The sequence below is a fragment of the Blastomonas sp. AAP25 genome (assembly GCF_001295965.1).
GTDB classification, from domain to species: domain Bacteria; phylum Pseudomonadota; class Alphaproteobacteria; order Sphingomonadales; family Sphingomonadaceae; genus Blastomonas; species Blastomonas fulva.
Map to the genome: position 1 here is coordinate 136,666 of NZ_LJHP01000016.1, position 22,341 is coordinate 159,006.

Genomic DNA, 22,341 nt, shown 5'->3' on the forward strand with positions numbered 1-22,341 from the left:
CCCGCCATCATGACCCAGTATACATCCGATCTTTTGGCGCTGCTCGATGCGCGCGGCTATATCCACCAGCTGACCGATGCAGCCGCGCTCGATGCGCTCGCCGCCAAGCAGATCGTGCCCGGATATATCGGGTTCGATCCGACCGCGCCGTCGCTGCATGTCGGCTCGCTGGTGCAGATCATGCTGCTGCGCCGCCTGCAGCAGAGCGGCCACAAGCCGATCGTCGTGATGGGCGGCGGCACCGGCAAGATCGGCGACCCCAGCTTCAAGGACGAGGCCCGCCGGCTGCTCACGCCAGAGACGATCGCGTTTAATGTCGCCTCGATCAAGCGTGTGTTCGAACGCTTCCTGACCTTCGGCGACGGTCCGACCGATGCGATCATGGTCGACAATGCCGAATGGCTCGACAGGCTCGAATATGTGCCGTTCCTGCGCGATATCGGCCAGCATTTCTCGATAAACCGGATGCTCAGCTTCGATTCGGTCAAGCTGCGGCTCGACCGCGAACAGTCGCTGAGCTTCCTCGAGTTTAACTACATGATCCTGCAGGCCTATGACTTCCTGGAGCTGTCGCGGCGCGTCGGTTGCCGGTTGCAGATGGGCGGGTCGGACCAGTGGGGCAACATCGTCAACGGGATCGAGCTTGCCCGCCGTGTCGACGGGACCGAGGTCTATGGCGTCACCACCCCGCTGATCACGCTCGCCGATGGCGGCAAGATGGGCAAAACCGAGAAGGGCGCTGTCTGGCTCAACGAGGATTCGCTGCCCGCGTACGACTACTGGCAGTTCTGGCGCAACACCCAGGATGCCGATGTCGGCAAGTTCATGCGGCTGTTCACCGATATCCCGCTCGACGAGATCGCGCGGCTTGAAAACCTGCAGGGATCGGAGATCAACGAGGCCAAGAAGGTGCTTGCCGATGCTGCGACGACCATGTGTCGCGGCGCCGATGCCGCACGGTCCGCCGCCGAGACCGCGCGCGCGACCTTCGAGCAGGGCCATGCTGGCGGCGATCTGCCCAGCATCCAGGTGCCGGCAGAGGGCATGTCGATCGTTCAGGCGACCACGGGCCTTGGCTTCACGGCCTCGAACAAGGACGCCAAGCGCAAGATCGAGGAAGGCGCGGTGCGCGTCAACGGCGAGAAGGTGCAAGGCTTCGATTATCTGGTAAAGCCCGGCGATACTCTGAGCCTGGGTCAGAAAAAGCACGGACTGGTGCTGAGCCAGGACTGATCGAGATTCTGGCACGGACGTACACATTCCGTTAGAATTTACACTTTGTTCGCACTTTTGAGTGATGGTAGCTTCCAGCAAGCAATGCCAAAACGGGTGGTCGATACATGTCCAGAGGAGCCAGACTCGCAGTGGTGGAAAAGCGACAAGCCGCGCGCCACGCGGTCAATCATGCGACCATTGCCGAGCATCGCCATCTAGGTGACATCAAGACGCATATCGTCAACATTTCCGCCAACGGCTTCATGACCGAAGGCGAAATGCCGCTCGCCAAGGGCGAACGCATCACCGTGCGCCTCCCGGTAATCGGCCGCATCGAGGCGCATCTGATCTGGTCGATCGGCGGGCGCAGCGGGTTCCAGCTGGAGCGCGTGATCCGGCTCAACGAATTCAACGAGATGATCGACGTGCTCGGCGCGACGACCGGGCCCAACGGGCGGCGTTGAGCGCCTTCTAAAATCCTCACCCTTCAGGGGAGGATCTTGTTTGACTACCCTCCCCTCAGCAGCTTCGCGCCATAATCCCGCTCGAACAGATACAGCGCTACCCGCGCGGCCTGGCCGCGTTCGCTGTCCAGACCGCCATCGCGATCCATGAGGAGGCGCGCATCGTCGGTCGCGGTCGCGATCAGCCGCTGGACCTGCTCTGGCGTCGCGATGCGAAACGCGCCGTCGCCGGACTGGCGGGTGCCGAGCAGTTCGCCACCCCCGCGCAACCGCAGATCCTCCTCTGCGATGTGAAACCCGTCCTGGCTCGATCGCATCAGCGCCAGCCGCGCGCGCGCGGTCTCGCTCAGCGCATTGCCACGCAGCAGCACGCACACCGATTTCTGATCACCCCGCCCGACCCGTCCGCGCAGCTGATGCAGCTGCGCCAGGCCGAAGCGCTCGGCCGCCTCGATCACCATCAGCGTCGCATTGGGCACATCGACCCCGACCTCGATTACCGTGGTGGCGACCAGCAGCGACGTCTTGCCGCTGGCAAAGTCCGCCATCATCGCATCCTTGCGCTCGGCGGGCATCTGGCCGTGGACCAATGAGACCTTGCCCGGGAAACGCTCCGAGAGCTGCGCTGCGCGCGTCTCGGCAGCGGCCAGATCGCTGGTCTCGCTGTCCATCACCAAAGGGCACACCCAGTACGCCTGCCCGCCGCGCTCGATATGCCGGCCAAGCCCATCGACGATCTCGGACAACCGCTCGTCGGCGATTACCCGGGTCTCGATCGGCTGGCGCCCCGGCGGCAGCTCGTCCAGCCGCGAGACATCCATCTCGCCGTAATGGCTGAGCGTCAGCGTGCGCGGGATCGGGGTTGCGGTCATCGCCAGCAGATGCGGGGTCGCCCGGCCCTTTTCCTGCAGCATCAGCCGCTGCGACACGCCGAACTTGTGCTGCTCGTCGATCACCGCTAGCGCGAGATTCCTGTAGCGCACCGCATCCTGGAACAGCGCGTGCGTGCCGATGATGATCTGGATCGACCCATCGGCCATCCCCATCAGCGTCGCATCGCGCGCACGGCCCTTGTCACGTCCGGTGAGCACCGCGATGCTGACCGGCAGCCCGGAAAGCATCCGCGAGATGGTGTCGAAATGCTGGCGAGCGAGAATTTCGGTCGGCGCGAGCAGGGCCGCCTGCCCGCCGCACTCGACCGCATTGAGCATCGCCATCACCGCGACCAGCGTCTTGCCCGCGCCGACATCGCCCTGCAGCAGCCGCAACATCGGCACGGCCTGCGCCATGTCGCCGTTGATCTCGCCGATCGTGCGCTGCTGCGCGCCGGTCAGCGCGAACGGCAACCGCAACGCATCGCGCAGATGCCCGTCGCCCTGCAGTGCCAGCCCCTTGCGCTTGCGGTTGCTTTGCCGGATCAGCGCAAAGGCGAGCTGGTTGGCGAAAATCTCGTCATAGGCCAGCCTCTCGCGGGGCAGCTCGTCCATCCCCTGATGCGCGGTCGCCAGCGCCTCGTGCCAGCAGGGCCAGTCCTGTTTGGCCTTGAGCGTCGGCTCGATCCACTCGGGCAGCGGCGGCATCAGCGACAGCGCCTGCGCCGCGAGCGAGGCGACGCGCTTCTGCCCCAGGCCTTCGGCAAGCGGATAGACCGGTTCGGCCTCGCCGATCTGGTCAGCCTCCTCGGGCGCCACGACATGATCGGGGTGAACGATCTGCCACGCCTCGCCCCAGATCTCGAGCTTGCCCGCGGCCAGCCGGGTCTCGCCCAGCGGCCACAATTTACGCGCCCAGCCGGGGTTGCCGCCGAAATAGACAAGGCTGATATGGTTGCCGATGCTGTCCTCGGCGATCACCCGGGTCGGCCCACGTCCGGGGCTGCTGCGATAGCCCGTAGCGGTCAGCGCGATAATGATCTGCTCGCCGGTCGCGGCATCGTCCGCCGTCGCGACAGCCCGCCTGCGGATGAAGCCGGTGGGCAGGTGATAGGCCATGTCCTTGACCCGCGCGATTCCCAGCCGCGCGAACGGCTTTTGAAGGGATACGCCGACGCCCTTGAGGGTCTCGATCTCGGCGAATGCGGGGTTGAGTATATCGGGGCGCATGGCTATCGCAAAAAACGCGGTCACATCTGGTGCCGCTGGCTGAAGTCTTGCCGCCCGTCTTAGGCAGACATGGCCTGCCCTGCAAGGCAGCCCCAAGCGAAGGAGCCAATGCGATGGACCGCGATACCCGACTGCGCCGCCTGGCCTTCCGCGCCTGGCATCGCGGCACGCGTGAGGCCGATTTCATGATCGGAGGTTTCTTCGATCGCTATGGCCAGAGCTGGTCGGACGAAGAGCTCGCCTGGTTCGAGGCGCTGATCGAGGAACAGGACGTCGACATCATGGCCTGGGCGATCGGCACGCTGCCTGTCCCTGCGCAGTTCGCCGGGCCGCAGATGGACGCCATGCGCCAGCTCGATTTCATCAACATCCCGCGCTGACCCCGGATTACAGGCAACACCCGATTTATGGACAGCATCAGCAGGATTTTGGCTGCGGCAGGCCCGCTGACGCTGGCGGGCGTGGCACCCGGCGCGCTGCCGCTGCTGCTCGCCGATCTGGCGCGCGCCACCGCTGGCCGAAAGTCGGGTGGCCGCGTGGTCTTCATCGCCCCCGACGATGCGATGATGCACGCAGTTGCCGAAACCGCCCCCTTCTATGCGCCCGATCTCGAGACAATCGAGTTCCCCGCCTGGGACTGTCTGCCCTATGACCGCGCGTCGCCCTCGCTGGCGATCACGGCGCGGCGGCTGAAGGCGCTGTGGACGCTGCAGCAGCCCGCAGGCGGCCCGCAGCTGCTGGTGACCACGGTCAACGCCGTTGCCCAGCGCACTCTGACGCGTTTTCGCATCCGCCAGATCGGCGCCGAGCTCAAGCCCGGCATGGTCGTCGAGCGCGAGGCGCTAATCGCCAAGCTTGTCCGGCAGGGTTACGCGCGCACCGACACCGTTGCCGATTCCGGCGAGTTCGCGGTGCGCGGCAACCTCATCGATATCTTCCCCGCCGGGATGGACAGCGGCCTGAGGCTCGATTTCTTCGGCGACGAGCTCGATTCGATGCGCGCCTTCGATCCGGGCACCCAGCGCTCGACGGAGAGGGTCGAGCGGCACATCCTGCTCCCGGCCTCCGAAGTGCTGCTCGATGCCGACAGCATCAAGCGCTTTCGCAGCGCCTATCGCGAGACGTTCGGCGCGGGCGCGACGGGCGATCCGCTTTACCAGGCGATCAGCGACGGCAGGCGTCTGGCGGGGATGGAGCACTGGCTCCCGATGATCGAGGAGCGGCTTGATACGCTGTTCGATCATCTTGAAGGCAATGATCTCGTGCTGCGCGATGCGGGCGCGGACGCCGCCGCAGAGCAGCGATTCGAGAGCATCACCGACTACCACGCCAACCGCACCCGCGGGAACGAGGACAAGACCGGCAGCTATCGCCCGCTCAAGCCCTCTGCACTCTATCTGATCCCCAAGGAATGGCGCGCGCTGCAGGCAGACACGCCGGTGCACCTCGTCAGCGGCCATGACGAGCCGGAATCGGCGAGCGTGCTGGGCCTCGGTTATCGCGCGGCGCGCGACTTCGGTGCGGAACGGGCGCGCGGCGACAATGTCTACACCGCGGCTGCCGCGCATATCGATTCGCTGCGCGCGGCCGACAAGGGCGCGATCATCGCGAGCTATTCGGAAGGTTCGCGCAGCCGTCTGCTCGGGTTGCTCAAGGACCACGGCCTCGCGCGCATGGCGCTGGCCGGCAGCTGGCAGGAGGCGCTGGGCCAGGCTGCAACCGGCATGGCCGCGATGGTCGTGCTGCCGCAGGATCACGGCTTTGCCACCGATCGCTACGAGCTCCTGTCCGAACAGGACCTGCTCGGCGACCGGCTGGTGCGGCGGCGCAAGAAGCGCAAGTCCGCCGACGCTTTCCTCGCCGAGCTGCAGTCGCTGTCGGCAGGCGATCTGGTCGTGCATATCGATCACGGCATCGGCCGCTATGAGGGCTTGGTCTCGATCCCCGTCGGCAAGAGCCCGCACGACTGCGTCTGGCTGACCTATTCGGGTGGCGACAAGCTCTATGTGCCGGTCGAGAACATCGACGTGCTCACCCGCTATGGCTCGGAGAGCGACGGCGTTCCGCTCGACAGATTGGGCGGCGAGGCCTGGCAGCGCAGGCGGGCCAAACTCAAGGAACGCATCCAGGCGATCGCGGGTGAGCTGATGAAGACCGCAGCGGAGCGCGCGCTGCGCACCGCCGATGTCGCCGAGATCGATCCGGGGACCTATGCCAGCTTCGTCGACCGTTTCCCGTACGAGGAGACCGAGGACCAGGAGCGAGTCATCGCCGAGGTGCTCGAGGATCTGGCCTCGGGCAAGCCGATGGACCGGCTGGTGTGCGGCGATGTCGGGTTCGGCAAGACCGAGGTCGCGATGCGCGCCGCGTTTGCTGCGGCGATGGCGGGGATGCAGGTCGCGATCATCGCTCCCACCACTTTGCTTGCCCGCCAGCACTACACCAACTTTGTGGAGCGCTTTCAAAATTTCCCGCTGATCATCGGCCGCCTGTCGCGGCTGGTGACCGCGGGCGAGGCCAAGACGACGCGCGAAGGGCTGGCTGCTGGCACCACCGACATCGTCATCGGCACGCATGCGCTGCTCGCCAAGTCGGTCGAGTTCAAGCGGCTGGGGCTGGTGATCATCGATGAGGAACAGCGCTTTGGCGTGGTCCACAAGGAGCGGCTGAAGTCGTTGAAGGCCAATGTTCATGTGCTGACGCTCACCGCCACGCCGATCCCGCGCACGCTGCAGATGGCGATGAGCGGCCTGCGCGAGCTCTCGGTGATCCAGACCCCGCCGGTCGACCGCCTCGCGGTGCGCACTTACGTGATGCCCTGGGACCCGGTGGTGATCCGCGAGGCACTGCTGCGCGAACATTATCGCGGCGGGCAATCCTATTTCGTCGCTCCCCGGATCAGCGATCTCGACAAACTGGGCGAGTTCATCCGCGAGCAGGTCCCCGAAATCCGCCACATCATGGCGCATGGTCAGATGGCACCGTCTGAGGTCGAGGAGCGGATGAGCGCGTTCTACGACCGCAAGTACGATGTGCTTCTGTCGACCACGATCGTCGAATCCGGGCTCGATATCCCCAGCGCCAACACGCTGATCATTCACCGCGCCGACACCTTTGGCCTCGCCCAGCTCTACCAGCTGCGCGGGCGCGTGGGCCGGTCGAAGACACGCGCATATGCCTACATGACAACGCCGGAGAACCGGGTGCTCACCGAGACCGCGGAAAAGCGGCTCAAGGTGCTCGGCGATCTCGATACTCTGGGCGCGGGCTTCCAGCTCGCCAGCCATGACCTCGACATCCGCGGCGCGGGCAATCTGGTCGGCGACGAGCAGTCCGGGCATATTCGCGAGGTCGGGTTCGAGCTTTATCAGTCGATGCTCGAAGAGGCGATCCTTGAGGCCAAGGCGGGCGGCTTTGCGCTCGACCTGCCGCGCCAGAAGTTTTCGCCGCAGATCACCGTCGACGCCCCAATTCTAATCCCGGAGGATTATGTCCCCGATCTGGCGGTGCGCATGGCGCTTTATCGACGGATGAACGACCTCAGCAGCGGCGCCGAGATCGAATCCTTCGCCGCCGAGATGATCGATCGCTTCGGCGCGCTGCCCGAGGCGACGACCAATCTGATCAAGCTGATTGAGATCAAGCAGAACTGCATCACCGCCTGTGTCTCCAAGATCGATGTCGGCGCGCGCGGCGCGCTGGTCAGCTTCCACAACGACAGCTTCCCCGACGTACCGGGGCTGTTGGCCTATGTGGAACGGCTCAACGGTGTCGCCAAGCTGCGCCCAGACCAGAAATTGATGATCCAGCGGGTATGGGGCGATCCGGCGACGAGAATCAACGGATTGGTGCAGCTTTCCAAGGGGCTGGCGGGGATCGTGAAGAAGAAGGCTAAGGCGGGCTAAATCCTCTCCCCTTCAGGGGAGAGAGCAGCAGTAGCAAATTCCGCGAAAATTTCCGCCTCCATCGCCTTGCCGCGCAGGAACCCCTGGAAATAGTCGCAGCCTTCCTCGCGCAACGCGTCCAGCTGCGCCTCGCTCTCGACCCCTTCGGCGATGACCTTGAGGTCGAGCGCCTTGGCCATGGCGACGATCGAGCGCACGATGATCCGGTCCGCTTCCGCGCCGCCGATGTCGCGGGTCATCGCATGATCGAGCTTGAGATAATCGAGCGGCAGCCGCTTGAGGTACAGCAGGCTGGAATAGCCGGTGCCGAAATCGTCGACTGCGATCCTTACCCCTGCCTCGCGCAAGGTGGCAAAGCGCGCGGCCGCGCGCTTGAGATCGGGGATCAGCGCGGATTCGGTCATCTCCAGCGTCAGCCGCTGCGTGTCGAAACCTGATGCGGCGATCATCTTGAGTTCGCGCTGGGCAAAGCCTTTCTCGCCGAGATCTTCTGCGGTGACGTTGAGGGAGATGCGCAGGTTCGCCAGCGGCCCGGTCCAGCCCGCTGCCTGTTCCATCGCGCGCTTCCGGATATGCCGCGAGAGCGCCCGGGTGAAATCGGCCTTGTCCGCAATGGCAAACAGCGTGCCTGCGCCAATCTCGCCATGCAGCGGATGCTGCCAGCGTGCCAGCGCCTCGGCGCCAGTGATAGCCCCGTCCTCGACCGCAAATTGCGGCTGGAACAGAACCGTGATCTCGTCCTGCTCAATGGCGCGGACGATGTCCTGCTCGAGCCGGTATCCGCTTTGTGGTGCATTATCGGACTGGCGGTCGGCCCAACGCACAGGCTCGGCGGCGCTTTCGCGCGCCGCTGCCAGCCCTGCAGACAGCCGGTCCAGCAGCGAAAGCGGGCTTTCATCGGCCCGGCCCAGCGCCAGCGCAGCGCGCGCAGTCAACCGCAAACGGTGCCCCCCGGCATCCAGCGGCTCGGAGATCACCCGCAGCAGCCGCTCGGCCATCACCTGCCAGCCGACCCGTTCCTCGGGCATCACATGCGCCAGCAGATAGTCTCCGCCCGACAGCCGCATGGTAAGCGCAGCCCCGCCCGACAGGCGGGCGTTCTGCCGGGTGAGGCGCTGACCGATGGTCTCCAGCGCTGCATCGCCCACCGCCGCTCCATAGGTCGCATTGATCGCCGACATCCGCCGCAGGCCGATCAACATCGCGTGCAGCCTGCCATCCGCTGTCCGAGCCAGCGCTGCCAGCTGTCCATGCAGATCGCGCTGCATGTCAGCGCCGCCGATCAATTGCGAGCGGATCAGGGCCAGCTGCAGTGCCAATGCTGCGGGCGCAAACGGGGTGACCAGGCTATGGGTGATGCCGGGTGCGGCCTGTGCCAGCACGCCTGCGTGACCGGCATCGCACAACAGCATCGCCAGCCCGCCCGGCGCTGCCACGGCATCCGGCAGCCGCGCCTCGCCCTGCCCGCGAATATCGATGATGATCAGGTCGGCCTCTGCCGTGCCCGATGGCTCGAATCCCGCAGCCTCCAGCGCAGCCGCCAGCTGCGGATCGGCGGCGGCCGATCCGGTCATGCACCAGCTTGGCCGGTGTCGCTGTTCGGCGATGCTGCTCAGAATTCGAACCCCCAATGCGCAGGAAAGGCCTCTCGCCCCCGGCCTGATGTGCCTTTGTGGGGCGCTCGTGGCCGCGTCAAGAATGATTGGCGCATTAGCACGGATCAGTTAAGACCCGGTGCATTCACCCATGAAGGCGCCCTGTATGCCGACCTCGGTTCTCGAACGCAAAATCGCGCTCGCCGTCTCCCCCACCGAACGCGCCCGCAAGGCCGCGCGCGAGGTGCAGGCTGCGCATGAATGGGTCGCGCTCGATGAAGCCGACATCGTGGTCGTCATGGGCGGCGACGGCTTCATGCTGCAGACGCTCCACCAGATGCTCGAACGCGGCAAGATCGTACCCGTCTATGGCCTGAACCTTGGCACGGTGGGCTTTCTGATGAACCTGTGGCGCAGCGGCGACAGCATCGTGCGCAGACTGGAACAGGCGCAATCCTATGAGGTGCTGCCGCTGTCGATGACCGCGACAACCATGGCGGGCGAGCGGGTCACCTATCCTGCGATCAACGAGGTGTCGCTGCTGCGCGAAACGCGCCAGACCGCCAAGATCGAGGTCAGCGTCAACAATGCCGTACGAATCAGCGAGCTGGTCTGCGATGGCGTGCTGGTGGCAACACCCGCAGGGTCGACCGCGTACAACCTGTCCGCCAACGGCCCGATCCTGCCGCTGGGCTGCGGCATGCTGGCGCTGACCCCGATCAGCCCGTTCCGCCCGCGCCGCTGGAAGGGAGCGTTGCTGCCTGATTCCTCCAGGATATCGCTGCGCGTCCTCGAGCCCTCCAAACGCCCGGTCAGCGCGGTGGCAGACCAGCGCGAGGTGCGCGACATTCGCGACATCCAGATCGCCATCGACCCCAACCGCCGCCTGTCGCTGATGTTCGATCCGGGCCACAGTCTGGACGACCGGATATCGGCGGAACAATTTATCGTGTGATGTGGCACGCAGACGCTTGCCAAACCAAAAAACCCGGTGCTATAGGCGCGCTTCTTCTGGAGAACACAGCGTCTTTAGAGGGATAGAGGGCATTCCCCGATAGCTCAGCGGTAGAGTAGGTGACTGTTAATCACTTGGCCGTAGGTTCGAATCCTACTCGGGGAGCCAGCCCTTCTAAGTCCTTGCCCCGGCAGCAATTGCCCCGGGTGTAGCAAGGCACAGTGCGAACAGCATCCGATCCCTGCAGGGGTCACTGGCATTGCCAGCAAGCGCACCTCACTGCAAAAATCTCTGATATCATACCGGCTGCTATGCCACTTTTCGACGAGCGTGTTCCGGCGTTCATGCCGACAGTGTTTGTCAGATGACTGAGAGTGCCGCCTGCCGCGCTTGCAAGGCACCCTGACGCCGGGGTTATTCCGACGCCAGGGCGCATCCCATCATATAAAGCTCAAGCCGCTTTGCCGTGGCAGTGCTTGTACTTGCGGCCCGATCCGCATGGGCACGGGGCGTTGCGGCTGATTTCGCCCGAGAACAGCTCTTCCGACGCCTCGGGCATCGGGGACTGGCGCGGGGGCAGCGTGGCTGCGACCGTGCCCAGCGTACCGCCGTCGATGTCCGCGCTGTTGTCCTCACCGGTGAACGGATCGAAGTGCGTGGTCAGGAAGTCGGGCAATTCGGGCAGCGAGGGCACTTCGGGCTCGCGGATTTCCAGGCTGATGATCGTGCCGGTAACGTCCTCGCGGATCACCTCGAGCATGCGTTCGAACAGGCCGAACGCCTCGCGCTTATACTCGTTGATCGGCGTCTTCTGGGCGTAGGCGCGCAGGAACACGACCTGGCGCAGCGCATCGAGCGTCGCCAGATGCTCCTTCCAGTGGTGGTCCAGGCTCTGCAGCAGAACCGACTTCTCGATCGAACGCCACATGCCCTCTTCGACCTGGGTGGCCTTTTCGTTGACCTTGGCCTCGGCCATCTCGCGGATGCGTTCCTCGATCATGTCGGGTTCGATCACGTCTTCCTGCAGCCAGGCATCGATATCGGGCTCGATTCCCAGCACCTCGGACACGCGCGCCTTCAGGCCGGGCACGTTCCACTGTTCGGGATAGGTTCCCGGAGGACACGCTTCGCCGACGATCGCATTGACCGTGTCGTTGCGCATGTCGAGCACGACATCGTCGACGGCATCGGCATCCATGATCTCGGCGCGCTGCTCGTAGATCACCTTGCGCTGGTCGTTCATCACGTCATCATATTCGACGACCTGCTTGCGGATGTCGTAGTTGCGGGCCTCGACCTTCTTCTGCGCAGTCTCGATCGCCTTCGACAACCACTTCGATCCGATCGCCTCGCCATCGGCGAGGTTGTTCTTCATCATGCGCGAGAACAGGGTATCGGGGCCGAAGATGCGCAGCAGATCGTCCTCGAGGCACAGATAGAAGCGCGACAGGCCGGGGTCACCCTGACGACCCGAACGTCCGCGCAGCTGGTTGTCGATGCGGCGGCTTTCGTGGCGCTCGGTGCCCAGCACGAACAGCCCGCCGGCTTCCAGCACCTTGGCCTTCTCGGCGGCAACCTCTGCCTTGATCGCTGCGATCGCGGCATCGCGTTCGGGACCTTCGGGCATGTCGCGCAGTTCGTCATCGACGCGGTATTCGACATTGCCGCCCAGCTGGATGTCGGTGCCACGGCCCGCCATGTTGGTGGCGATGGTCACCGCACCCATGCGTCCGGCTTGCGCGACGATCCGCGCTTCCTGCTCGTGGAAGCGCGCGTTGAGCACGCTGTGCGGCACGCCTTCCTTGTTGAGATATTCGGACAGAAGCTCGGACTTCTCGATCGACACCGTGCCCACCAGCACCGGCTGACCGATCTGGTTCTTCTCGCGGATGCCCTTGGCGATCGCCTGGAACTTGTCGGCGGTGTTCTTGTAGAACTCGTCTTCCTCGTCGATGCGGCGGATCGGGTTGTTGGTCGGGATGGTGACCACGTTCATCTTGTAGATGTCGAAGAACTCGGCCGCTTCGGTCGCCGCGGTGCCGGTCATGCCCGACAATTTGGGATACATGCGGAAATAGTTCTGGAAAGTGATCGAGGCCAAAGTCTGGTTCTCGGGCTTGATCTGGACGCGTTCCTTCGCCTCGACCGCCTGGTGCAGGCCGTTCGACCAGCGACGGCCATCCATCATGCGCCCAGTGAACTCGTCGATGATGACGATCTGGTCGTCCTTGACGATGTAATCGATGTCGCGCTTGAACATCACATTGGCCTTGAGCGCCTGGTCAAGGTGATGGACGATCTGGGTGTTCTCGACATCGTAGAGGTTGCTGCCTTCGAGCAGGCCAGCCTCTTCGAGCAGCCGCTCGGCCTTCTCGGTGCCGTCCTCGGTGAGGATGACCGAGCGGGCCTTTTCGTCCTTCTCGTAATCCTTTTCATCGAGCTTGAGCACGATCGCATCGACCGCGATGTACATCTCGGACTTGTCGTCGGTGGGCCCGGAGATGATCAACGGCGTGCGCGCTTCGTCGATCAGGATCGAATCGACCTCGTCGACCACCGCGAAGTTGTACGGGCGCTGCACCATCTGGCTGCGCTCGTGCTTCATATTGTCGCGCAGGTAATCGAAGCCAAGCTCGTTGTTGGTCGCATAGGTGATGTCGGCGGCATAGGCCTCGCGCCGCGCCGTTTCGCCCAGATTGGGGACGATCACGCCGGTGGTCAGACCCAGGAAGCGATAGACCTGGCCCATCCACTCGGCATCGCGCGCGGCGAGGTAATCATTGACGGTGACGACGTGCACGCCCTTGCCCTCGATGGCATTGAGATAGCAGGCGAGAGTCGCGACCAAGGTCTTGCCCTCGCCGGTGCGCATCTCGGCGATCTCGCCCTTGTGCAGCACGATACCGCCAACCATCTGCACGTCGAAATGGCGCATGCCCAGCGTGCGGATCGATGCTTCGCGCACTGTCGCAAACGCCTCGGGCAGGATGTCGTCAAGTGTCTCGCCCGCGGCGAGACGGTCCCGGAACTTCTGCGTCTGGCCGCGAAGTTCATCGTCGGACATCGGTGAGATCTGGGGTTCGAAGGCGTTGATCTTGTCGACGACCTTGAGCAGGCCCTTGACGTAGCGGTCGTTGGCGGACCCGAAAAGCGATTTGGCAATGGCGCCGAGCATGGCGGAATTCCTTAAATACGAAGCGATGGGGATTTGCCGACACGCGCGAAAATTGGCGGTACGGCGAGCCTTTGAACAAGGCAGAATGGGGGCGGCGCACCGCAGTGCGCGCATGGGGGGCCGGCCGGCGACGCAGCCGCAAAACCCGTCAGTGGTCTATTGCAACAGCCTGTCGGACCGGTGAACGGTCAACGCCAGAGCGCGCCGGGCCGGCTTGGGCGCCCAACGCATCGCAGGCATGCTGGCAAGCACCAGCGGCAGCGCCACGGCAACGAGCAGAACGGCGGCGATGGCCACATTGGGCCTGACATCATCGGAATTCCAGGCACCGCGCAGCGCGCCGTCGCCTTCCGCAATCGCAGGTTCTGCCACACGCACGCCGTCCGTGACCGAAAACCCGGTTAGGATGGCCAGCAAGGCAAGAAGCAGCTTCACGGTACGATGATTATCCCTGACGAGCCCGGTACATAGGCATTGGTAGCAGCTTCGTCCAATGTTTTGCTGCGCGGTCGCTGCAGGCCGCCCTCACCCGACCTCCGGATCGAAGGCCTGGGAATCGAAGGCGCCAAAGCTCAGGTGCTTGCCGGCGTGCAGGTTGCCCTGTTCCATCTGCAGCTCGAGCCGCTCGCAATCGCGCCTGCGGAACTCCTCGACCACCCGATCGGCCATCACCGGATCGATGCCGGTGCGCAGCAGCGCGGTGTGCGCAAGCTTGACCGAGGATTCAAACAGTTCGCGCTGGGCTGCTGCAATCGGCGCGTGCTTGAGTGCCAGCAGTTGGCGCCGATCAACCGCGCGCACGAAAATCTTGGCATCGGGAAAGGCATGCGCGATGGGCTCGACCTGGTCGGGCCCGAACTCCTTGTCGTCCATGCAGAAAAGCAGCGCGTCGGCATGCTCGGCGCCCGCGCGGCGCAGCAGGTCGATCCGCGTGCCGTCCCCGTAAAAGACCTTGCGACCAAATTCGCCGCTCAGCCTGATCTGGTCCGGGTTGATGTCGATCAGGGTGACCGACACGTTTGCCCCGGCAAAGATCTGCGCGACCGCCTGGCCGAAGCGCCCATGCCCGACGACGATGGCGCTCGATTGCCGCGCCTGCTCGGGATCAACCATGTCATCGGTTCCCGACCCGCGAACGCCGCCGAAAAAGCGCGTGAGCAGCATCAGGAACGGTGTAGTGGCCATCGACAGCGTGACGATCGCCCCAAACCGGCTCGCGGCCTCGGGCGCGATCAGCAGTGCGGCCTGCGCTTCGGCAAACAGCACAAAGGCGAATTCGCCGCCCTGGCTGAGCAGCAGGCCGAGCACCAGCGCCGCGCGCGTCTCCATGCCGAACGCCTTGGCGAGGCCGAAGATGATCGCCACCTTGATGCCCACCAGTGCCAGCGCCATCGCAACGATGAACAGCGGGTTGGCCATGATCACGCCAATGTCGAGCATCATGCCGACGCCCAGGAAGAACAACCCGAGCAGGATCGACCGAAACGGATCGATGTCCGCCTCCAGCTCGTGCCGGAAGGGCGAGTCGGCGAGCATCACGCCGGCGACGAACGCCCCCAAAGCTGCGGAAATGCCGATCGAGTGCATCAGCGCGGCGCTGCCGAATACCGCAAACAGCCCGGCGACGATGAACAGTTCGCGCTCGGCGACCTTGCCGATCAGCTTGAGCAGCGGTGCAAGGCCGTAGCGCCCGGCAGCGACCAACCCGGCGATCGCCGCCAGCGCATAGATCGCCGTCAGCCATCCCGGCGTCTGCGGTCCGGTCTGCGGCGCGCGCGACATCGCCGCGATGATGGTCAGCAGTGGAACGATCGACAGGTCCTGGAACAGCAGGATCGAGAATGCACGCTCGCCGGTCGGGGTGTTCAAGCGCCCCTGCGATTGCAGCAGCGGCAGCACCTGCGCGGTCGATGAAAGTGCCAGCGGAAGGCCAAGCCCCAGCGCCGCGCCCCAGCTGGAGCCGGTGACGGCATAGACGAACGCCGCAAGCACGACGCCGCACAGCGCCACCTGCGACAGCCCCAGCCCGAAAATGTCGCGCTTGAGCTGCCAGAGCCGCGAGGGCGCGAGTTCCAGCCCGACCAGGAACAGCAGCAGCACGATGCCGATCTCGGCAAATCCGACGATCAGCTCGGGATCGGCCACCAACTGCAGAACCTGCGGCCCGATGATGATCCCGCCGACCAGATAGCCCAGCACCGCACCCAGCCCGAGCCTGCGGAACAGCAGCACGAAGAACAGCGCTGCTGCGAGCAGCACCGTGCCCGACAGGAAGATATCGCCGCCATGCTCCATCAGCGATTTTCCATCTGGTGGGTGTCCGTTGCTGCAGGCGAATCCAGCGCCGCGACCACCGCGCGCCAGGGGAGCAGGATGGAACCATGCCGAGCGGGATAAGGCAAGGCGGTCTCCAGATGCTCGATTCCCGGCCAGTCCGGCATCGCCATGCTGGCTCCGCCGAAAAACGCGGTCAGCGCGTTTCGCACCACGACCAATTCTGCGCGGTCGCGACCGATGACATGGCTCGCAAGCACCGCAGCCGAGGCCTGTCCCAGCGCGCAGGCGCGTGCATCGACCCCGAAGCGCACGATCTGGCCGACGGGATCCTGTTCGAGCCCGACCCGCACCACTGACCCGCAGCTTTGCGAGCGCAGTTCGGCCTGTCGTGCAAGATCCTCGCTGAGCGGCCAGTCGCCGAGCGACACCGCCAGCGCCAGGATTTCGGGCGTGTAGAGGGCCTTAGCCACGACGGCTCTGGCCGTGCGGGTTATTCATCGCCCAGCAACTGCTGGTAGTCGTAAAGGTCGACGAGCGCGGTGCCGCTGGCGTTGAGCAGCGGGAATGTGCGGCTTTCGGTGATCCATTCGGGCTGCCCTTCGCCGGGCCAGATGATGTCGTGAACCATGGTGATCAGCAGATAGGCGAGCGTTGCCAGGATCAGCCCCTTGAGCGCGCCGAAACCGAAGCCCAGCACCCGGTCGATCGGGCCCAGCACCGATTTGCGGGTGCGCGCGCGCAGGCCGTGTGCGATGAGCTTGCCCAGCAGATAGACGCCCAGATACAGCCCGACCAGCGCCAGCGCCGCAGCGCCGCTGTCGTTGCCGACCGGTTCCTTGAGCATCGCGGTCACAGGCGCGTGGAACAGCCGCAAAGCGAAGATGCCCGCCACCCACGCGATCAGCGAGACCGCCGCGTGGACAAAGCCGTTCTTGAAACCCAGAATCGCGCCGCCCGCGAGCAGCGTCAGCACGATGATATCGAATGCGGTCATGAAGCGAACCGCTAGTTTCGCCCAAGCAGTTGGTCAACGAGATTTGCCAGCCGGGCATAGGATGTCAGCCGCATTCCGCTGCTTTCGCCTGCCCCCTTTGCCGTCACGCTGGCTGGCACCAGCGCCTTTTCGAAGCCCAGCTTGGCCGCCTCGCGCAGACGCAAGCCAGCATGCGCGACCGGGCGCAGTTCGCCCGAAAGCGAAAGCTCGCCGAACACGATCGTGCCGGCACCGATGGGACGCTCCGACAGGGCCGAGATCAGCGCAGCGGCCACGGCGAGATCGGCGGCAGGATCGGACAATCGATAGCCGCCGGCGATGTTGAGATAGACTTCCGCGGTCGAGAAGCTGAGGCCGCAGCGCGCCTCCAGCACCGCGAGCACCATGGCGAGGCGGCCCGAATCCCATCCCACGACCGCGCGGCGAGGGGTCGCACCGCTCGACAACCGCACGGTCAGCGCCTGGATCTCGACCAGCACGGGCCGGGTGCCTTCCAGCGCGGGGAACACCGATGTGCCGGGCATCTGCGCATCGCGATCGCTCAGGAACAGGCTGGAGGGGTTGCCGACCTCGGACAGTCCCTCCTCCTCCATCGCGAACACGCCGATCTCGTCGGTCGCGCCGAAGCGGTTCTTGATCGAGCGCAGGATGCGGTACTGGTGGCTGCGTTCGCCCTCGAAGCTCATCACGGTATCGACCATGTGCTCGAGCACGCGCGGGCCCGCGATGCTGCCGTCCTTCGTGACGTGGCCGACCAGGATCACCGCGCAGCCGGTGTCCTTGGCAAAACGGATCAGCTCCTGCGCCGATGCGCGTACCTGGCTGACGGTTCCCGGCGCACCCTCGATGAGGTCAGAGTGCATCGTCTGGATCGAATCGATCACCAGCATCACCGGCGTCGGCATCGCGCGCAGCGTGGTCAGGATATCGCGGACCGATGTCGCCGAGGCGAGGTCGATCGGCGCATCGGCGAGGCCCAGCCGCAGCGCGCGCAGGCGGACCTGATCGGCCGCCTCCTCGCCGCTGATATAGACGATGTGATTGCCCGCCTTGGCCATGTTGGCAGACGCTTGCAGCAGCAAAGTCGATTTGCCGATACCCGGGTCGCCGCCCATCAGCACCGCTGAGCCTGCCACCAGCCCGCCACCCAGCGCGCGGTCAAACTCGGCAATTCCGGTGGGGATGCGCGGTGGCAAGGCGACCGCGCTGTCGAGCCGCGAGAGTGCGATGCGGTGTCCGCCGGTCTGCAGATCGTAGCGTGCCGAAAAGGCGGTTGGAGCCGATTGCTCGACCAGCGTGTTCCATTCGCCGCAATCGGCGCACTGGCCCTGCCAGCGGGTGGCGACGCTGCCACAGGCCTGGCAGACATAGGTTTTGCGGGGCTTTGCCATGGCTGCGGCATAGCTTGAACAAAACTGGAACGCAATTGCCGCTTTGCGCTTGCCATCGACCGTAACATAGATAGCGTTTGCACGAATATCCGCGTGCGGCCATCGCACCCAGAAAGGTCCCTGTCCCAGCCTATGCGCCAGAAGGAACTCCGCATTGCCCTGGTCTGCTATGGCGGCATCAGCCTTGCGGTGTACATGCACGGCATCACCAAGGAAATCTGGCGCGCCACCCGCGCTAGCCGCAATTTCCATGCCGGCGAGCCCCCCGCCAGCGGCAGCCAGGGGGTGTACCGCGATCTGTTCGAGACGATGGCTTCGCATGCGCAGATCCGGCTGAGGCTGCTTCCAGACATCATCTCCGGGGCGAGCGCGGGTGGGATCAACGGCGTGTTTTTGGCGCAGGCTTTGACCAGCGGCCAGTCGCTCGAACCGCTGACCCGGCTGTGGCTCGAATGCGCGGATATCGATCAGTTGCTCGATCCCGATGCACGGCCCTGGTCGAGGTTCACCAAGTTCTGGGCGCAACCTCTGGTGTGGCTGCTGTTGCGCAGACCCGGCGGCGCGCTCGATCGCAGCGTTGCACCCGAGGCGCGAAGCGAGGTGCGCACCAAGCTGTCGCGGCTGGTGCGTGCGCGCTGGTTCGCGCCGCCGTTCAGCGGCACCGGCTTTTCGGCGTTGCTGTATGATGCGTTCGAGGCGATGGCGGCGACCCCGGCAGGTCCAAGGTTGATCCCGATCGGCCAGCCGCTCGACCTGTTCGTCACCGTGACCGACTTCAAGGGACATCTCGAGCGGTTGCGACTGAACAGCCCTGCCGAGGTGGTCGAGACCGAGCACAGGCTGTCAATCGGCTTTCGTTATCTGCGCGGGCGCCACGACGCGCTGGCGGATCCTGCCGAACTGGTCTTCGCCGCGCGTGCGACGGCCAGCTTCCCGGGCGCCTTTCCGCCGTTCAACGTCGCCGAAATGGACCGGATGCTGAAGCGGCGCGAGAAGCTGTGGCCGGGCCGCGAAAACTTCCTGCGCCGTGTCTTCCCGCAGCATCACGAGGACGGACACGGTGAGAGCGCGGTGCTGATCGACGGATCGGTGCTCGCGAACGCGCCATTTGCGCAGGCGATCGACGCGCTGAGGAACCGCCCCGCGCACCGCGAGATCGACCGGCGCTTCGTCTACATCGATCCCAAGCCCGATATCGTTCGCGGCATGGACCAGGCGCACCAGCGCGATGCGATGGGCCAGAGGCTACCCGGCTTCTTCTCGACCATCTTCGGCGCAATATCCGATATCCCGCGCGAACAGCCGATCCGCGACAATCTGGAAGGGATAGAGCGACGCACCAGCCGCGTGCTGCAGATGCGGATGATCACCGATTCGCTGCGCACCGAGGTGGAGGCCACGGTGAGCAAGCTGTTCGGCTATACCCTGTTCCTCGACAGCCCCACCCCGCGGCGGCTGACCAACTGGCGCAACAAGGCGCAGGACCGCGCCGCGCACATGGCGGGCTTTGCATATGCCTCCTATGGCCAACTCAAGCTTGCCTCGATCGTCGAGGATATCGTCGACACGCTGCGCCGCGCCTATCAGGGCCCCAAGGCGCTTTATGCCGAGCGGCTGCGCGAGGCGATCGGCGCGGAGCTTCGGCGCAGCGGGCTCGATCACCTCTCGGGCAAGGGCGGCGGTGCGAGCGAGGAGGCGATCATCTTCTTCCGCACCCAGGACCTGGGCTTCCGCATCCGCCGCTTGCGCTTTCTGGCGCGGCGGCTGGGCGAGGATATCGCGCAATCGGGTCGCACCCCGCCCGAGGCGGTGGTGGCGATGCACGACACGCTGTACACCTGCCTGTCGCATTATCTCGAGCGCGAAACGACCGACATGCTGGGCCAGGGATTTGCCGATATCGCCGCATCCGCGATCGACAACCCGGCGCTGGCGATTTCCGAACTCGCCAACCGCCGCGATCTGCGCGCTGCCGATGCGATCGTCGACGAGCAGCTCGCCAGCGCGCTGGCGATGCTCCCCAAGGTCAGCCGCAGATCGATGCTGCTCGCCTATCTGGGCTTCCCCTTCTACGATATCGCAACGCTTCCGCTGCTGCAGGGCGAAGGGCAGAACGAGTACGACCCGATCAAGGTCGATCGCATCTCCCCCGATGATGCCCAGTCGATCCGCGACGGCGGCGCGGATGCCACGCTCAAGGGCATCCAGTTCAACAGCTTTGGCGCCTTCTTCAGCCGCGCCTATCGTGAGAACGACTATCTGTGGGGACGGCTGCACGGGGCCGAGCGGCTGATCGACATCATTGCATCCGCGCTTCCGCCCGGCAGCGCCCTGCCCGATGCCGTTCTTGCAGATTTCAAGCGCCGCGCGTTTCTGGCGATCTGCGACGAGGAAGCGACACTGCTCACCACCGATCCCGGGCTGGTACCGGGCATCCGCAGCGAGATCGAAGCGCGGTTCGCTGGTTGATGCGCGCGCGGCCTGTTCCCTTTGCCGGCTGCCATCCCTAATTAAGGGCGATGAACCGTATCGTATCGCGCTGGCTGATCCTGCCGTTGCTGCTGCTGGCCCAGGCGTGCAGCGCCTTTCCCTCGATGGCCGCATGGGATGGCCCCAAAAAGGGCGCGCCCGCGCTGTGGCACGTCAAGGGGCCTGACGGAGAAGCCTGGCTGTTCGGCGGCATCCATGCGCTCCCTGCGAACATCAAATGGATCACCCCGAAGATGAAGACCGCGATGGACGCCAGCGACAGGCTGGTGCTCGAAGTCGTGGGCCTGGAAGATTCGGCTGAGATCACCAGGACCTTCCAGGCATTGGGCAACAGTCCCAACCAGCCGCCTCTCGCCGAGCGGCTGCCGGTCGATCTGCGCGCAGCGGGGGAAAAGCTGCGTGACAAGGGCCGGGTCAATCCCGCCAAGTTCGAGACGCTGGAAAGCTGGGCCGCCGCGATCACACTGGCAGGCGCTGCCACCGCCAATCTGGACATGGTGCGCGAAGCCGGGGTTGAGCGGGTGCTCGCCAAACGCTATCGCAACCGCGACAAGGCGGTGATCGGGCTGGAAACCGCCGCGCGCCAGTTCACCTATTTCGACCAGCTGCCCGAGGCCGACCAGCGCGCGATGCTGGCCAGCGTCATCGCCGATGCCGACAATGCGCCTGCAGCCTATCGCGACATGGTGACCGGATGGCTGACCGGCGATGTCGCGAGGCTTGAGCAGGCCGCCAACCGGGGCCTGCTGCAGCGCCCGCAAGTCCGCGAGCAGATCCTCGTCCGCCGCAACCGCGACTGGGCGAACCAGATCACCGACATGCTCAAGCTTGGCGCGCGACCGTTCGTCGCGGTCGGGGCTGCGCATCTGGCGGGCGAAGACAGCGTGCAGACGCTGCTGGAAGCGCGCGGCTACACCGTCATCCGGCTGCAATAGCCGCCCGACCTGCGCTGGCCGCCACAACGCTTGCTTTTCGGGCCTTGTGCCCCTATAGGCCCGCCTTCCTCGACGCCATGGTCATCCCTGGAGGCGTGGCGCGGGGATTGAACGACCACCAAAAACTCTGGAGACAGTTTATGAGCGATACGCTTACCCTGTCGGCCCAGCTGCGTGATCGGGCAGGCAAGGGAGCCTCCCGTGCACTCCGCCGCGAAGGCCGTGTACCCGCCGTTATTTACGGCGACAAGAAAGAACCGGAAGCGATTCATATCGCAGAGCGCGAGCTGAACAAGCTGCTCGGCACCGGCCATTTCATGAACTCGATCGTTGAAGTCGAAATCGACGGCAAGTCGGTTGTCACGCTTCCCAAGGACGTGGCTTTCCACCCCGTGTCGGATCGTCCGCTTCACGTCGATTTCCTGCGTATCGCCAAGGGCTCGACCGTCGAGGTCTCCGTCCCTGTCGTTTTCGTCAACGAAGAAGCTTCGCCCGGTCTGAAGCGTGGCGGCGTTCTCAACGTCGTGCGTCACGAGCTGGAACTGGTCTGCGACGCCACCAAGATCCCCGATGAGATCGAAGTCGACGTGACCGGAACCGAAATCGGCGATTCGATCCACATCTCGGCCGTGACCCTGCCCAAGGGCAGCGAATCGGCGATCACCGATCGCGACTTCACCATCGCCACGATCGTTGCTCCCTCGGCGCTCAAGTCGAGCGACGGCGAAGCTTCCGACGAAGCTGGCGAGTAATTCTTCTTGCTAGCCCTCTCCCCCTCGGGGGAGAGGGTTGGGAGAGGGGAATGTGGGGAGGGTGGCGCATATGGCCCCCCCCCCCCCCCCC

The 22,341-nt window shown here is 64.9% G+C and carries 16 protein-coding genes and 1 tRNA gene; 9 read left to right on the forward strand and 8 right to left on the reverse strand.

The window, feature by feature from the left end; translation table 11 throughout:
• The first annotated feature begins 9 nt into the window (after window positions 1–9).
• Together tyrS and IP68_RS12785 are read left to right on the forward strand one after the other, a co-directional pair.
• Window positions 10–1,233, forward strand: a complete 1,224-nt coding sequence (gene tyrS, locus IP68_RS12780) for a tyrosine--tRNA ligase (protein WP_054135378.1) — start codon at window positions 10–12, stop codon at window positions 1,231–1,233.
• A 107-nt stretch (window positions 1,234–1,340) separates the two neighbouring features.
• Complete coding sequence (locus IP68_RS12785) at window positions 1,341–1,679, forward strand: PilZ domain-containing protein (protein WP_054135379.1); 339 nt, start codon at window positions 1,341–1,343, stop codon at window positions 1,677–1,679.
• A 44-nt stretch (window positions 1,680–1,723) separates the two neighbouring features.
• Here IP68_RS12785 and recG read toward each other — a convergent pair whose 3' ends face one another.
• Window positions 1,724–3,781, reverse strand: a complete 2,058-nt coding sequence (gene recG, locus IP68_RS12790; RefSeq protein WP_054135380.1) for an ATP-dependent DNA helicase RecG — start codon at window positions 3,779–3,781, stop codon at window positions 1,724–1,726.
• Window positions 3,782–3,894: 113 nt separating this feature from the next.
• Here recG and IP68_RS12795 point away from each other — a divergent pair, with 113 nt between their 5' ends.
• Together IP68_RS12795 and mfd are read left to right on the forward strand one after the other, a co-directional pair.
• Window positions 3,895–4,161 (forward strand): succinate dehydrogenase assembly factor 2, encoded by a 267-nt coding sequence (locus IP68_RS12795; protein WP_054135381.1) that lies wholly within the window; start codon window positions 3,895–3,897, stop codon window positions 4,159–4,161.
• A 27-nt stretch (window positions 4,162–4,188) separates the two neighbouring features.
• A complete protein-coding gene (gene mfd, locus IP68_RS12800; protein ID WP_054135382.1) occupies window positions 4,189–7,686 on the forward strand; it encodes a transcription-repair coupling factor in 3,498 nt (1,165 codons plus the stop codon).
• Here mfd and IP68_RS12805 read toward each other — a convergent pair.
• The gene (locus IP68_RS12805) at window positions 7,683–9,260 is read right to left on the reverse strand and encodes a GGDEF domain-containing phosphodiesterase (RefSeq protein ID WP_054135383.1); all 1,578 of its coding nucleotides are present in this window, start codon (window positions 9,258–9,260) and stop codon (window positions 7,683–7,685) included. The two genes, mfd and IP68_RS12805, sit on opposite strands and share 4 nt — an antisense overlap.
• 187 nt (window positions 9,261–9,447) lie before the next feature.
• Here IP68_RS12805 and IP68_RS12810 point away from each other — a divergent pair, with 187 nt between their 5' ends.
• Window positions 9,448–10,236: an NAD kinase gene (locus IP68_RS12810; RefSeq protein WP_054135407.1), complete on the forward strand. Its 789-nt coding sequence runs from the start codon at window positions 9,448–9,450 to the stop codon at window positions 10,234–10,236.
• A 93-nt stretch (window positions 10,237–10,329) separates the two neighbouring features.
• Window positions 10,330–10,404 (forward strand) — tRNA-Asn (locus IP68_RS12815).
• A gap of 283 nt (window positions 10,405–10,687) precedes the next feature.
• Here IP68_RS12815 and secA read toward each other — a convergent pair.
• From secA to radA, 6 genes are all read right to left on the reverse strand, one after another.
• Window positions 10,688–13,411 (reverse strand): preprotein translocase subunit SecA, encoded by a 2,724-nt coding sequence (secA, locus tag IP68_RS12820; RefSeq protein WP_054135384.1) that lies wholly within the window; start codon window positions 13,409–13,411, stop codon window positions 10,688–10,690.
• 156 nt (window positions 13,412–13,567) lie between these two features.
• A complete protein-coding gene (locus IP68_RS12825; protein ID WP_054135385.1) occupies window positions 13,568–13,846 on the reverse strand; it encodes a hypothetical protein in 279 nt (92 codons plus the stop codon).
• 90 nt (window positions 13,847–13,936) lie between these two features.
• Window positions 13,937–15,706, reverse strand: a complete 1,770-nt coding sequence (locus tag IP68_RS12830) for a monovalent cation:proton antiporter-2 (CPA2) family protein (protein ID WP_054135386.1) — start codon at window positions 15,704–15,706, stop codon at window positions 13,937–13,939.
• Entirely contained in the window at window positions 15,706–16,158 is a 453-nt protein-coding gene (locus IP68_RS12835; RefSeq protein WP_231683971.1) for an iron-sulfur cluster assembly scaffold protein, read from the reverse strand. The genes IP68_RS12830 and IP68_RS12835 overlap by 1 nt, the downstream gene beginning before the upstream one ends.
• Window positions 16,159–16,178: 20 nt before the next feature.
• Complete coding sequence (locus IP68_RS12840) at window positions 16,179–16,682, reverse strand: CvpA family protein (RefSeq protein ID WP_054135388.1); 504 nt, start codon at window positions 16,680–16,682, stop codon at window positions 16,179–16,181.
• 11 nt (window positions 16,683–16,693) lie between these two features.
• On the reverse strand, window positions 16,694–18,073 hold the full coding sequence (gene radA / locus IP68_RS12845) for a DNA repair protein RadA (RefSeq protein WP_054135389.1): 1,380 nt from the start codon (window positions 18,071–18,073) through the stop codon (window positions 16,694–16,696).
• A 132-nt stretch (window positions 18,074–18,205) separates the two neighbouring features.
• On the opposite strand from radA, the gene IP68_RS12850 reads away from it, so the two are divergent.
• The 3 genes from IP68_RS12850 (at window position 18,206) to IP68_RS12860 (ending at window position 22,250) form a co-directional block, all read left to right on the forward strand.
• Window positions 18,206–20,542 (forward strand): patatin-like protein, encoded by a 2,337-nt coding sequence (locus IP68_RS12850; RefSeq protein ID WP_054135390.1) that lies wholly within the window; start codon window positions 18,206–18,208, stop codon window positions 20,540–20,542.
• Between the two features lie 50 nt (window positions 20,543–20,592).
• Window positions 20,593–21,498, forward strand: a complete 906-nt coding sequence (locus tag IP68_RS12855) for a TraB/GumN family protein (protein WP_054135391.1) — start codon at window positions 20,593–20,595, stop codon at window positions 21,496–21,498.
• A 140-nt stretch (window positions 21,499–21,638) separates the two neighbouring features.
• Window positions 21,639–22,250 carry a 50S ribosomal protein L25/general stress protein Ctc gene (locus IP68_RS12860; RefSeq protein WP_082382342.1) on the forward strand — a complete coding sequence of 204 codons (612 nt, stop codon included), beginning with the start codon at window positions 21,639–21,641 and terminating at the stop codon, window positions 22,248–22,250.
• The last annotated feature ends 91 nt before the right edge of the window (window positions 22,251–22,341 follow it).